The organism is Streptomyces spiralis, assembly GCF_014654675.1.
Taxonomy (GTDB): domain Bacteria; phylum Actinomycetota; class Actinomycetes; order Streptomycetales; family Streptomycetaceae; genus Streptomyces; species Streptomyces spiralis.
Genome location: NZ_BNBC01000027.1, coordinates 102,678 through 115,309 on the forward strand (window position 1 = coordinate 102,678; position 12,632 = coordinate 115,309).

The window sequence follows — 12,632 nt, forward strand, 5'->3', positions numbered from 1 at the left end:
TCGCGAGAGTCGTATCCAGGGTCGTTCCGGAGTCATCCGGGGCGGCCCTTTCGCATGTCGGCGGGCAGGCGGCCTGATCCGGTCACGCCCGTCCCGGAGCCCGTCCGTGATGCGCTTCCTTCGCGCCCTCCCCTTCCCTGTCCCCGTCCTTGTCGTCGGGGAACGTGGGCCTGTGGTCGCCGAGCGCGATCTTGGTCGCCATCTCGGCGAGCTGCCCGCAGGCGCGCGCGATCTCGCGCTGGGCCTGGTTCCGCTCGCCGATGACCGTGCCGAGCAGCAGCGCGGTCAGCGAGATGGATCCGTTGAACGCCTGGAGGGTGATCATGTCGGTGAGCAGGTCATGACCGGCGAACGGGCCTGCTCTCTCGGCAGCGGAGACGATCGCGAAGGTGGACACGGCCAGCGCGCAGGGTGCGGCCCCGGCGAGCTGGAAGCGGAAGGCGGCCCAGATCAGCAGCGGGAAGCCGAGGAACAACAGCGGCGTGCTGCCGGCCTCGAGGAAACCGACGCCGAGCGTGGCCGCCACAAGCAGCAGCGTCTCCACCCACCGGGACGGCGGCATGCCCTTCGGCAGACGTGCCGAGCGGAGCACGAGCAGGACCGGCGTGACCACCAGCACGCCCATCGCGTCGCCGGTCCACCAGACCGACCACGTGGGCCAGAAGTCGGCGGTGCTCAGCACACCGGCCAGGGTCAGGGCCCCGCTGCCCGTGGTTGCGCTGACCAGCATCCCGGTGAACGCACCGAGGAAGATCAGTGCCAGCGCGTCCCGCAGCCGGTCCAGCTCCGCTCGGAACCCCGTGCGGCGGAGCAGCGCGTAGGAGCAGAGGGGCGCGAGCGTGTTGCCCGCCGCGATCGCGAGCACGGCCGGGAGCGACGGTCCCAGCGAGACGTTGACCAGGAACGCGCCCAGCGCGATCCCGGGCCAGACCCGCGGGCCGCACAGGAGCAGGCTCGCCAGTGCGATGCCGCTGGGCGGCCACAGCGGGGTGACCTGGCCCCGCACCAGCTGCTGGAGCAGTCCCAGCTTGGCCGAACCGAGATACAGCGCGGCGACGGCACAGATCTCCAGGACGGTCATGGCACCGCGCCGGAGCCGTTCACGTCGCGCGACAGACATCGGGCGACCTCCGTGTCACATCGCCCCGAGACCCATCATCCGCCGGATGCCCCGGATCCTCCACGGCACCGTCGCGCGTCGAGCGCCGGACCGGCACCGCGCGGAGGAAGCGTCCGGCCGGCGTCGGCAGGAAGCCAAGGCCCGGTGCTCAGGCGGGCGGGGTGCGCAGGGCGAGGATGGCCATGTCGTCGTGACCGTCGCTGGGGTGGTGATCGGCCAGAACCCGGACGAAGTCCGCGAGGGGCAGGACCGCGTGCGCCACGGCGAGATCGGCGAGCTCGTCCAGGCTCTTGTCGATGGGGCGGTCGGGATTCTCGATCAGCCCGTCGGTGAAGAAGACCACGGTGGAGTCGGCGGGCAGGAACCGGGAGTGGTCCGGGCGGGGCAGCCCGGTGTCGACGCCGAGCGGCAGTCCGGGCTCGCCGACCAGATAGACCGCTCGTCGCTCGGGCGTGAGCAGCAGAGGCGGGACGTGACCGGCGGTGCTCCAGCGGAGTCGCCACCCCGGTCCCTCCGGTTCGATGCGGGCCAGGGCGGTGGTCGTGACCCGGTTGTTCGCGATGGTCTCCAGGCTCCGGTCGAGATGGGTGAGGACAGTGCCGGGCGGCTGGCTCCGGTCGAGCACCAGAGCGCGCAGCATGTTGCGGGTGGCGGCCATGGCGGCAGCGGCCTGCAGGTCGTGGCCGACCACGTCGCCGATGACGACCACCACGACGTTGCCCGGCAGAGGAATGGCGTCGTACCAGTCCCCGCCGAGCTGACTGGGCTCGGCGGCGGGCCGGTAGATGGCCGCGGCGGTGAAGGGCCGCAGGTCGGGCAGTGTGGGCAGCAGCAGCCGCTGGAACTGCTCGGCTCCGACGCGAATCCGCTCGAACAGGCGAACGCGCTCGATCGCGATGCCGGCGGCGCTGGCCAGGGCGACGACGACGTTCTCGTCGTGCACGTCGAACGGCTGCCCGTCGTCCCGCTCGGAGAGGTAGAGGTCGCCGTAGATCTCGCCACGCACGCTGATCGCGACGCCGAGCAGGGTGTGCAGCCGCGGGTGGCCCGCCGGGAACCCGGCGGAGGACGGATGGGCCCGGATGTCGTCGAGCCGCAGGGGCTGGGGGTATCGGATCAGATGCCCGAGGACACCCAGGCCACGAGGCAGTCCGACCTCGGCCAGGGCATCGCGCTCCTGCTCGGACAGACCGGCCGTGACGAACTCCTCCAGACGCTCTCCGGACTCGTCGAGGACGCCCAGGGCCCCGTAGCGGGCGCCGACCAGGTCCATGGCTGTGGTCACGATCCGGTGCAGCACCGCGGGCAGCTCCACCTCACGGCTGATGGCCACCACCGCGTCCAGCAGGCCCTGCAGCCGGTCCATGGAGGACAGCAGGGCGCGCAACTGCTCGTCGATCCGGCCCAGCTCCGAACGCAGTCGCAGGTGCAGGTCGGGCACGTGCGCCCGCCTCGGCCGTCGCCCTTCCCTCTCGGTCACCATCACGAGCGCCCGGTGTCCGGTTGCGTGCGGTGCGACCGAGTCGGCGTGACCGGCCGCGTCGCCGGGTCCACGCTCCGGTCACGAGGGCTCCGCCCGCCCTCACATGAGCGGTACATCGCAACCTCCTAGCGGCTGCCCTCTCTTCGATTGTGGCATCGGTGGCCGTCTCCGCAGCCCGGACGTCCCGCCGTGGCGGCGCGGCCCGTGCTCAGGGGCGTACCAGCAGCCGGAAGTCGAAGGCGTAGCGCGACGCCCGGTACACATGGGTGCCGTACTCGACGGGTCGGCCGGTGTCGGCGTAGGCCGTGCGGCACATGGTGAGCAGGGCGGCGCCCTCCTGCTCGTCCAGGCGGGCGGCCTCCTCGGGGGTGGCCGTGCGGGCGCCGACGGTCTGGCGGGCGCTGTGCAGGGTGACGCCCGCCGCGCGCATCATGCGGTACAGGCCGGTCGACTCCAGCCGGGCGGTGTCGAGTTCGAGCAGGTCGGTGGGCAGGAAGTTGCACAGGAACGCCACCGGCCGGCCGTGCGTGAACCGCAGCCGCTCCAGCACCGCGACCTCGGCGCCCTCGGGCAGGCCGAGCGCGGCCGCGACGTCGGCGCCGGCGGGCACCGACTCGTTGCGCAGCACCCGGGTGGTGGGAGCCTGCCCTGCAGTCTCCAGGTCGTCGTAGAGGCTGCTGAGCTCCAGGGGGCGCTTGACCCGGCTGTGCACCACCTGGGTGCCCACCCCGCGCCGCCGGACCAGCAGGCCCTTGTCGACCAGGGACTGGATGGCCTGGCGGACCGTGGGGCGGGACAGGCCGAGCCGCGCGGACAGGTCGACCTCGTTGCCCAGGAGGTTCCCCGGAGTCAGGGTCCCCCGCTCGATCGCCGCCTCCAGCTGCTGGGCGAACTGGTGGTACAGCGGCACCGGACTGGACCGGTCCAGGACGAAGTCCAGGGCATCGAGCGCGGAGACGGTCGCGCCACGGCCACGGTCACCGGTCGTCGCCACGGTGGCACCCCCCTTCGGGTCGGGTAGGCGTCGGATCGGCCTGTGGCCGTCGCTCCGTCACAGGTGGCGGCGGCGCCGCGCCGCCTCGCGGTCGTAGCGTTCGCGGGCCAGGACGGCGGGCTCGCGGCCGGCCACCTCGGCCACCGGCACGTCCCACCAGGCCTCGGCCGGCGGCGCGGTCGGGGCCGGGTCCGTCTCGACGTACACGCAGGTCGGACGGTCGGAGGCACGGGCCGTGCGCAGCGCCTCGCGCAGCTCGCCGACCGTCTTGGCGCGCAGCACGTCCATGCCGAGGCTGCCGGCGTTGGCGGCGAGGTCGACCGGGAGCGGGGCGCCGGTGAAGGAGCCGTCGGCGACGCGGTGGCGGTAGGCGGTGCCGAAGCGTTCGGCGCCCACCGACTCCGACAGGCCGCCGATGGAGGCGTATCCGTGGTTCTGGACCAGGACGACGTTGACCGGCAGGCCCTCCTGGACGGCGGTGACGATCTCCGTCGGCATCATCAGATACGTGCCGTCGCCGACCAGCGCCCACACCGGTGTGTCCGGCGCGGCCTGCTGCACGCCGACGGCGGCGGGGATCTCGTAGCCCATGCAGGAGTAGCCGTACTCCAGGTGGTACTGGCGCGGGGAGCGGGCCCGCCACAGCTTGTGCAGGTCGCCCGGGAGCGAACCGGCCGCGTTGATCACCACGTCCTCGTCGCCGACCACCGCGTCCAGCGCGCCCAGCACCTGGGTCTGGGTCGGTACGGCGCTGTCGTCGTCCGCGCGGAGGGCCGCCTCCACCACCCGTTCCCAGCGTTCCTTGCCCGCGCGGTACTCGGCCTCGTAGGCGGCGTCGACGCGGTGCCCGGCCAGCGCCTCGGTGAGCGCGGTCAGGCCCGCGCGGGCGTCGCAGACGAGTGTGGTGGCCGCCAGCTTGTGGGCGTCGAACGCGGTGATGTTGAGGTTGACGAAGCGGACGCCGGGGTTCTGGAAGAGGGTGCCGGAGGCGGTGGTGAAGTCGGTGTGCCGGGTGCCGACGCCGACGACCAGGTCGGCGGTGCGCGCGAGGTGGTCGGCCACCGCGGTGCCGGTGTGCCCGATGCCGCCGACGTCGGCCGGATGGTCGTACCGCAGCGAGCCCTTGCCCGCCTGGGTGGAGGCGACCGGGATGCCGGTGGCGTCCGCCAGCGCCCTCAGCGCGTCCTCGGCCGCGCTGTGGTGGACGCCGCCGCCGGCGACGATCAGCGGGCGGGACGCGGACCTGATCGCGTCGGCCGCGGCGGCGAGTTCGGCCGGGTCCGGAGCGGGACGCCGTACCCGCCACACCCGCTCGGCGAAGAACTCCCCGGGCCAGTCGTAGGCCTCCGCCTGGACGTCCTGCGGGAGCGCGAGCGTGACCGCGCCCGTCTCGGCGGGGTCGGTGAGAACCCGCATCGCGTTCAGCGCGGACGCGATCAGGGCCTCGGGGCGGGTGATCCGGTCGAAGTACCGGGAGACCGGGCGCAGGGTGTCGTTGACGGACACGTCCGCCTCGACGGGGTGCTCGAGCTGCTGGAGCAACGGGTCCGCGGGGTGCGCGGCGAAGTAGTCGCCGGGCAGCAGCAGCACCGGCAGGCGGTTGATCGTGGCCAGCGCCGCGCCCGTGACGAGGTTGGTGGCGCCGGGGCCGATGGAGGTGGTGACCGCCTGCGTGGACAGCCGCCCCCGCTGCCGGGCGTATCCGACCGCCGCGTGCACCATCGCCTGCTCGTTGCGGCCCTGGTGGTAGGGCATGACGTGGGCGTGTTCGACGAGTGCCTGGCCGATGCCCGCCACGTTGCCGTGGCCGAAGATGCCCCAGGTGCCGGCGATCAGCCGCTGCCGTACGCCGTCCCGCTCGGTGTACTGGGCGGCGAGGAACCGCACCAGGGCCTGGGCGGTCGTCAGACGGTGGGTGGGGGTGCTCATCAGGACCTCTCCGGTGCCGTGTAGAGGGGGAGACGGTGGTCGACGGGCTGCTCGGGCCAGGTGGAGCGGATCCAGGCGTGGTCCGGGTGGTCGCGGATCAGCCAGGCGCGTTCGTCGTCGGGGCCCGCCATGACGTTGAGGTAGTACATGTGGTGGCCGGGCACGGCCATGGACGGCCCGTGCCAGCCGTCGGGGATCAGTACGACGTCGCCGTCGCGCACCTCGGCCAGGACGTCGGTGTCGTGGCCCGGACCGGACGGGGAGACCCGCTGGTAGCCGAGGCCCGGCGTGGTGCCGTGGGCGGCGAACTCGAAGTAGTAGACCTCCTCCAGGACCGACTCCTCGCCCGGCCGGTGCTCGTCGTGCTTGTGCGGGGGGAAGGAGGACCAGTTGCCGCCGGGGGTGATCACCTCCACGGCGATCAGCCGGTCGCAGTCGAACACCCCGGCGGCCGCGAAGTTGTTGACCTGCCGTGAGCAGTTGCCGGTGCCGCGCAGCTCCACCGGCACACCGGAGGCCGGTCCGTGGCGGGCGGGCAGGCGGCGGGTGCAGCGGGCGCCGGTCAGCGCGAACCGTCCGCCGCCGGCGGAGGCGACGGTCGTACGGGCGTCCCTCGGGACGTACGCGAAGTCGCTGACGCCGCTGAACACGTCGGCGCGGCCGGTGAGTTCGAACCTGTCGTGGCCGATGTCGTCGACGCAGTCGACCGTGCAGCCGCCGCTCAGCGGCAGCACGATCCACTCGCTCTCCCCGGTGTCGAAGGTGTGCGAGCCGCCGGGTGCGAGCTCCAGGACGCGCAGGCCGGAGTATCCCCAGCCGGCGGACTCGGGGGTGACGTGGACGGCGTAGGGGCCGTCGGCCGCCTTGCCCGCGGGGAGGTGGTGAGGGCTGGTCGGGCTGGTCATGCGGTGCGTTGCCTCCTTGTCACGGGTGGGCTCACCACGGAGCCGGTCACAGCAGGCCCACCGCCGTGTCGACCGCGTCCTCGACCCTGCCGTCGGCCGGGTACAGAAGCGAGCGGCCGACGACCATGCCCTGCACGGTGGGCAGCCTCAGGGCCTTGCGCCAGCGTTCGTAGGCGCCCTCCTGGTCGTCGCCGACCTCCCCGCCGAGCAGTACGGCGGGCAGTGTCGAGGTCTGGAGGACCTCGGCCATGTCGTCCGGGTCCTCGGTGACCGGCAGCTTCAGCCAGGTGTAGGCGGAGGTGCCGCCCAGGCCCGAGGCGATGGCGATGGAGCGGGTGACGGCCTCGGCCGACAGGTCGTTGCGGACCCTGCCGCCGACGCGCCGGGCGATGAACGGCTCGACGAACACCGGAAGGCGCAGCTCGGCCATCTCGTCGATGACGCGGGCCGTGGCCTCCAGGGTGGCCAGCGAGCCCGGATCGTCGTAGTCGATGCGCAGCAGCAGCTTGCCCGCGTCGAAGCGGAGCCGCGCGATGTCGCGGGGGCGGTGGCCGGTGAAGCGGTCGTCCATCTCGAAGGACGCGCCCGCCAGGCCGCCGCGGTTCATGGAGCCCATGACCACCTTGCCGTCGAGCACCCCGAGGAGCAGCAGGTCCTCCAGTATGTCGGCGGTGGCGAGCACCCCGTCGACGCCGGGCCGGGACAGCGCCACGCACAGGCGCCCGAGCAGATCGGCGCGATTGGCCATGGCGAGCCGGCGGTCGCCCACGGCGAGCGCGCCGCGCGCGGGATGGTCGGCGGCCACGATCATCAGCCGCCCGCCGGCGCCGAACAGCGGTCGCCGCACCCGGCGGGCGGCGGCCTCGGCGACGGCCTCGGGGTGCCGGGCTCTGACCGCGGTGAGGTCGGGGATGCTGACGCTCAAGAGATGGCTCCGTTCAGGATGTGGCTCGCGCGGGAGGCCGTCGGCGCCGGCCAGGGCGCGGCATCGACCGGGCGGACGTCTCCGCCCCCGACAGGGGTACGCCGGAGCATGGCGGGTAGAGATCGACTTCGATGCTGCCGATCGTGATCGGTTACAGGGGCGAGGCGGACTCGACCGGCTCCGGATCCCGGGGCCTGCCGCCTCCCAGGTGTAGGACCCCCGGGGCCTCACTGTCAATAGTTTGTACTTACATTCGGACCTGAGCGTGAAAGGATGTCTTGACAAAGTTATTGACAGCGGGCGCGACAGGGGATTGGATCCCGTCCCAACACACCCCAGCCGAACAGCCGGCCGGCCGTGCCGCCCAGGCGGCAGGCACTCGGTCACGTTCCGGAACCGGTCCTTACCGGCTCCGGTCCACCGGATCCTCCCGATCCCCCCTTTCCCCTCGTCGCACAGTGAGGTGCCGGAAAGATGGACCGCTCTTCTCGCTCCCGCAGACTCCTCCCCGCCGTGGCCGTCGCCGCGGCGGCGGCCCTGACCCTCGCCGGCTGCTCCAGCAGCTCGGGCGGAAAGAAGGCCACGGAGGGCGGGGGCGCCGCCTCCGCGGGCAAGGCCACCACGCCCCGGATGACGGTCGCGCTGGTCACGCACCAGGCGCCCGGCGACACGTTCTGGGACATCGTCCGCAAGGGCGCCGAGGCCGCCGCCGCCAAGGACAACATCAAGCTCGTCTACTCCGCCGACCCCAACGCCGGCAACCAGGCCAACTACGTGCAGAACGCCATCGACCAGAAGGTCGACGGCATCGCGGTCACCCTCGCCAAGCCGGACGCCCTCAAGAGCGTCGTCGGCAAGGCGGTCGCCGGCGGCATACCCGTGGTCGGCCTCAACTCGGGCCTGAGCGACTGGAAGAAGCTCGGGCTGATGGAGTTCTTCGGGCAGGACGAGACCGTGGCGGGCGAGGCGTTCGGCGACAAGCTGAACGAGGTCGGGTCCAAGAAGGCCGTCTGCGTGATCCAGGAGCAGGGCAACATCGGGCTGACCCAGCGCTGCGACGGTGTGAAGAAGACGTTCAAGGGCACCACCGAGATCCTGTACGTCAACGGCACCGACATGCCGTCCGTGAAGTCCACGATCACCGCCAAGCTGAAGCAGGACAGCGGCATCGACTACGTCGTCACCCTGGGCGCGCCGTTCGCCCTGACCGCGGTGCAGTCGGTGTCGGAGGCGGGCAGCAAGGCGAAGATCGCGACCTTCGACCTCAACAAGGAACTGACCGGCGCCATCAAGAAGGGCGACATCCAGTTCGCCGTCGACCAGCAGCCCTACCTCCAGGGCTACCTCGCGGTCGACTCCCTGTGGCTGTACAAGAACAACGGCAACTACAGCGGCGGCGGTGTGCAGCCGGTGCTGACCGGCCCCGCCTTCGTCGACAAGTCCAACGTCGACAAGGTCGCCCAGTTCGCCGCGAAGGGCACTCGGTGATCGACATGTCCCAGCAGGCCGCGCCGGCGGTGGGCACACCGCCGGCTCCCGGCGGCAAGCAGACCGACGGCCGTACGGTCCGGCGCTCACCGGTCCTGCGGCTGCTGGCCCGCCCCGAGGTCGGTGTCTTCCTCGGCGCCGTCGCCGTCCTCGTCTTCTTCCTGGTCGCCGCGCCCTCGGTCCGCCAGGGCGGTTCGATGGCGACGATCCTCTACCAGTCGTCCACCATCGGCATCATGGCCCTGCCCGTGGCCCTGCTGATGATCGGCGGCGAGTTCGACCTGTCCGCCGGTGTCGCCGTGATCACCTCGGCGCTGACCGCGAGCATGCTCAGCTACCAGCTCACCATGAACGTGTGGACCGGCGTGATCGTCGCCCTCGTCCTCTCCCTGGCCATCGGCGCGTTCAACGGCTGGATGCTGATGAAGACCGGGCTGCCGAGCTTCCTGGTCACCCTCGGCACCTTCCTGATCCTCCAGGGCGTCAACCTGGCCGTCACCAAACTGGTCACGGGGAACGTGGCCACCGACGACGTCAGCGACATGGACGGCTTCGGCCAGGCCAAGGCCGTGTTCGCCTCCTCCTTCGACGTCGGCGGGGTCCAGGTGAAGATCACCGTGGTGTGGTGGCTGGTCTTCGCCGCGCTCGCCACCTGGGTGCTGCTGCGCACCAAGTACGGCAACTGGATCTTCGCCGTCGGCGGCAACAAGGACAGCGCGCGGGCGGTCGGCGTCCCGGTGACGTTCACCAAGATCTCGCTGTTCATGCTGGTCGGCTTCGGGGCCTGGTTCGTGGGCATGCACCAGCTGTTCTCCTTCAACACCGTGCAGTCCGGCGAGGGTGTCGGCAACGAACTGATCTACATCGCCGCCGCGGTGATCGGCGGCTGCCTGCTCACCGGTGGCTACGGCTCGGCGATCGGCCCGGTCTTCGGCGCGTTCATGTTCGGCATGGTCAACCAGGGCATCGTCTACGCCGGCTGGAACCCCGACTGGTTCAAGGCCTTCCTCGGCGTGATGCTGCTCGGCGCCGTACTGATCAATCTGTGGGTCCGGCGCACGGCGACCCGGAGGTGACCGACATGACCACCGACAAGACAGCAGCCGCCCACGGCGCCGTGCTGAAGGACACCCCGCCCGAGGGCGGCGGACCCCTGGTCGAACTCCGGGGCGCCGGCAAGTCCTACGGCAACATCCGCGCCCTGCACGGCGTCGACCTCGCCGTCCACTCCGGCCGGGTGACCTGTGTGCTCGGCGACAACGGCGCCGGCAAGTCCACCCTGATCAAGATCATTTCCGGGCTGCACCAGCACACCGAGGGCGAGTTCCTGGTCGACGGGGAGCCGGTGCGCTTCACCACGCCCCGCGAGGCCCTCGACCGGGGCATCGCCGCCGTCTACCAGGACCTGGCGACCGTCCCGCTCATGCCGGTGTGGCGCAACTTCTTCCTCGGCTCGGAACTCACCAAGGGCCCCTGGCCGGTCCGCCGCCTGGACATCGCCCGCATGAAGCGGACCGCCGACGAGGAACTGCGCGCCATGGGCATCGTCCTGGACGACCTGGAACAGCCCATCGGCACCCTCTCCGGCGGCCAGCGCCAGTGCGTGGCCATCGCCCGCGCCGTCCACTTCGGCGCCCGCGTCCTCATCCTCGACGAGCCCACCGCCGCCCTCGGCGTCAAGCAGTCCGGGGTGGTCCTGAAGTACATCGCCGCCGCCCGCGACCGCGGCCTCGGCGTCATCTTCATCACCCACAACCCCCACCACGCCTACATGGTCGGCGACCACTTCACCGTGCTGCGCCTGGGCACCCTGGAGATGTCCGCCGCACGCAGCGAGGTGAGCCTGGAGGAGCTGACCAACCACATGGCCGGCGGCGCCGAACTGGCCGCCCTCAAGCACGAACTGTCCCAGGTCCGCGGCGTCGACGTCGAGGAACTGCCCGAGGCGGACGACCTCTCCGCACCCCTGCCGGCCTCCTCCGAAGGGAACTCCTGACATGGCTCCGGCGCTGGACCGCATCCGGGTCGGCTCGGCCCCCGACTCCTGGGGCGTCTGGTTCCCCGACGACCCCCGGCAGGTGCCCTGGCAGCGCTTCCTCGACGAGGTCGCCGAGGCCGGCTACTCCTGGATCGAACTCGGTCCCTACGGCTATCTGCCCACCGACCCCGCCCGGCTCACCGACGAGCTGGCCCGGCGCGAGCTGAAGGTCTCGGCGGGCACGGTCTTCACCGGCCTGCACCGTGGCCCCTCGGTGTGGGAGTCGACGTGGGAGCACGTCGGCCAGGTCGCCGCCCTCACCCGGGCCATGGGCGCCCGCCACCTCGTCGTCATCCCCTCCTTCTGGCGGGACGACAAGACCGCCGAGATCCTGGAGCCGCCGGAGCTGACGGGCGAGCAGTGGGCCCACCTGACCAAGGGCATGGAACGCCTCGGCCACGAGGTCAAGGAGACGTACGGCCTGGACATCGTCGTCCATCCGCACGCCGACACCCACATCGACACCGAGGCGCACGTCGAACGCTTCCTGGACTCCACCGACTCCGACCTGGTCAACCTGTGCCTGGACACCGGGCACTACGCCTACTGCGGCGGCGACAGCGTCAAGCTGATCGAGACGTACGGCGAACGGATCGGCTATCTGCACCTCAAGCAGGTCGACCCGGAGATCCTGGCCGACGTGGTGGCGGGCGGGGTGCCGTTCGGACCGGCGGTCCAGCGTGGCGTGATGTGCGAACCGCCCTCCGGCGTACCGGAGCTGGAGCCGGTGCTGGTCGCCGCGCAACGCCTCGGCGTCGACCTGTTCGCGATCGTCGAACAGGACATGTACCCCTGCCCTCCCGACAAACCCCTCCCCATCGCCACCCGTACCCGCCGCTTCCTGAGGTCCTGCGGCGCGTGACCCTCCGGGGGCGGAGGCGGACACAGGACCGCCGTGCGAGGCCCCGCCGGGCTAGAGTCGGGCCGGTACGGGAAGCCGAGCGTCACGGTCAGCACCGGTGGTCGGGGACGCGGCGGCGGGTACGCCCTCCGACGAGGAGAGCCTCATGAGCACAGCGCGTGACCTGATGATCGTGGCCCTGGGTCTGACACCGAGCCGGCCCCTGCGGCGCGGCGACCTCTCGCTCGCGCTGGCCGGGGCCGAGGCGTACGACCTGCTCCGCGCCGAGGCGATCACGCTGGCCGGCGAGCTCATGGTGCCGCGTCCGTTGCCGGACCTCGAGGACCCCCTGCTGGAGGAGGCCGCCTCCGCGCTGGTGCGCGAGGCCCCGCACGAGTCCCTGGAGGACTGGCTCTGGCGGCGCGGGCGGGACCTGGCGGCGGCGTACCTGACCGCGCTGGAGCGGGAGGGACAGGTCTCGTGGGAGCGGCACCGCTGGCTGCCGTTCCGCGGTGGCCGCGGCGTGCTCGGCGACACCGAGGCGCGGCGCCGGGCGATGTACCGCTGGGCGGCGGACGAGCCGGTGCTGCTCGCCCTGGCCGCGGCCGTCGGAATCCGCGACGAGCCGACGCCGGCCGAGCCGGGCGTCACCGACGAGGCGGCCCTCGGCGTGCTCGCCGCCGTGCACGACGCGGTGATGGAGCTGGAGGCCGTGCGCCGGCGGCGGGCCATCGAGGAGGCCGCGTTCGCGAACGTCTGGCGGGGCGCCTGACGGTCAGGGGGTGTCTCGTCGATCATGCCGGGCTCGCGGTGGCTGGTGCCGCACCTCGCGGCGTTGTCGTCGGTCGCCGATGCTCCGCATCGACTCCCTCCTCCGCCTTGCGAGGCACGGCACCAGCCACCGCTCCC

At 72.0% G+C, this 12,632-nt stretch carries 11 protein-coding genes; 5 read left to right on the plus strand and 6 right to left on the minus strand.

From position 1 onward, the window contains the following. Positions 1–82 precede the first annotated feature (82 nt). The 6 genes from IE318_RS26020 to IE318_RS26045 all read right to left on the minus strand — a co-directional run bounded on the left by IE318_RS26020 (position 83) and on the right by IE318_RS26045 (position 7,356). On the minus strand, positions 83–1,120 hold the full coding sequence (locus tag IE318_RS26020; protein ID WP_189904153.1) for an MASE1 domain-containing protein: 1,038 nt from the start codon (positions 1,118–1,120) through the stop codon (positions 83–85). A 148-nt stretch (positions 1,121–1,268) separates the two neighbouring features. Further along, complete coding sequence (locus tag IE318_RS26025; protein WP_373311273.1) at positions 1,269–2,486, minus strand: PP2C family protein-serine/threonine phosphatase; 1,218 nt, start codon at positions 2,484–2,486, stop codon at positions 1,269–1,271. 325 nt (positions 2,487–2,811) lie between these two features. After that, complete coding sequence (locus IE318_RS26030; RefSeq protein WP_189904155.1) at positions 2,812–3,597, minus strand: GntR family transcriptional regulator; 786 nt, start codon at positions 3,595–3,597, stop codon at positions 2,812–2,814. A 57-nt stretch (positions 3,598–3,654) separates the two neighbouring features. After that, positions 3,655–5,526, minus strand: coding sequence for a 3D-(3,5/4)-trihydroxycyclohexane-1,2-dione acylhydrolase (decyclizing) (gene iolD / locus IE318_RS26035; RefSeq protein WP_189904157.1), 1,872 nt, complete (start codon positions 5,524–5,526; stop codon positions 3,655–3,657). Beyond that, positions 5,526–6,431: a 5-deoxy-glucuronate isomerase gene (gene iolB, locus IE318_RS26040; protein ID WP_030180697.1), complete on the minus strand. Its 906-nt coding sequence runs from the start codon at positions 6,429–6,431 to the stop codon at positions 5,526–5,528. Before iolB ends, iolD begins: the two co-directional genes overlap by 1 nt. Positions 6,432–6,477: 46 nt before the next feature. After that, positions 6,478–7,356 (minus strand): Cgl0159 family (beta/alpha)8-fold protein, encoded by an 879-nt coding sequence (locus tag IE318_RS26045; RefSeq protein WP_189904159.1) that lies wholly within the window; start codon positions 7,354–7,356, stop codon positions 6,478–6,480. 474 nt (positions 7,357–7,830) lie between these two features. Here IE318_RS26045 and IE318_RS26050 point away from each other — a divergent pair, with 474 nt between their 5' ends. The 5 genes from IE318_RS26050 (at position 7,831) to IE318_RS26070 (ending at position 12,495) form a co-directional block, all read left to right on the plus strand. Beyond that, positions 7,831–8,844 carry a sugar ABC transporter substrate-binding protein gene (locus tag IE318_RS26050; protein WP_030180702.1) on the plus strand — a complete coding sequence of 338 codons (1,014 nt, stop codon included), beginning with the start codon at positions 7,831–7,833 and terminating at the stop codon, positions 8,842–8,844. After that, on the plus strand, positions 8,844–9,920 hold the full coding sequence (locus IE318_RS26055; protein WP_189904227.1) for an ABC transporter permease: 1,077 nt from the start codon (positions 8,844–8,846) through the stop codon (positions 9,918–9,920). The genes IE318_RS26050 and IE318_RS26055 overlap by 1 nt, the downstream gene beginning before the upstream one ends. Positions 9,921–9,925: 5 nt before the next feature. Further along, positions 9,926–10,840: an ATP-binding cassette domain-containing protein gene (locus IE318_RS26060; RefSeq protein WP_189904161.1), complete on the plus strand. Its 915-nt coding sequence runs from the start codon at positions 9,926–9,928 to the stop codon at positions 10,838–10,840. 1 nt (position 10,841) lies between these two features. Continuing rightward, the gene (locus IE318_RS26065; protein WP_189904163.1) at positions 10,842–11,744 is read left to right on the plus strand and encodes a sugar phosphate isomerase/epimerase family protein; all 903 of its coding nucleotides are present in this window, start codon (positions 10,842–10,844) and stop codon (positions 11,742–11,744) included. Positions 11,745–11,889: 145 nt separating this feature from the next. Further along, entirely contained in the window at positions 11,890–12,495 is a 606-nt protein-coding gene (locus tag IE318_RS26070) for a GPP34 family phosphoprotein (RefSeq protein ID WP_189904165.1), read from the plus strand. The last annotated feature ends 137 nt before the right edge of the window (positions 12,496–12,632 follow it).

Excerpts from the sequence above, each read along its gene's own strand:
- IE318_RS26020 (WP_189904153.1), bottom strand. The coding sequence starts at position 1,120 with ATGTCTGTCGCGCGACGTGAACGGCTCCGGCGCGGTGCCATGACCGTC.
- IE318_RS26070 (WP_189904165.1), top strand. The coding sequence starts at position 11,890 with ATGAGCACAGCGCGTGACCTGATGATCGTGGCCCTGGGTCTGACACCG.
- IE318_RS26050 (WP_030180702.1), top strand. The coding sequence starts at position 7,831 with ATGGACCGCTCTTCTCGCTCCCGCAGACTCCTCCCCGCCGTGGCCGTC.
- IE318_RS26025 (WP_373311273.1), bottom strand. The coding sequence starts at position 2,486 with ATGGACCGGCTGCAGGGCCTGCTGGACGCGGTGGTGGCCATCAGCCGT.
- IE318_RS26065 (WP_189904163.1), top strand. The coding sequence starts at position 10,842 with ATGGCTCCGGCGCTGGACCGCATCCGGGTCGGCTCGGCCCCCGACTCC.
- iolD (WP_189904157.1), bottom strand. The coding sequence starts at position 5,526 with ATGAGCACCCCCACCCACCGTCTGACGACCGCCCAGGCCCTGGTGCGG.
- IE318_RS26060 (WP_189904161.1), top strand. The coding sequence starts at position 9,926 with ATGACCACCGACAAGACAGCAGCCGCCCACGGCGCCGTGCTGAAGGAC.
- iolB (WP_030180697.1), bottom strand. The coding sequence starts at position 6,431 with ATGACCAGCCCGACCAGCCCTCACCACCTCCCCGCGGGCAAGGCGGCC.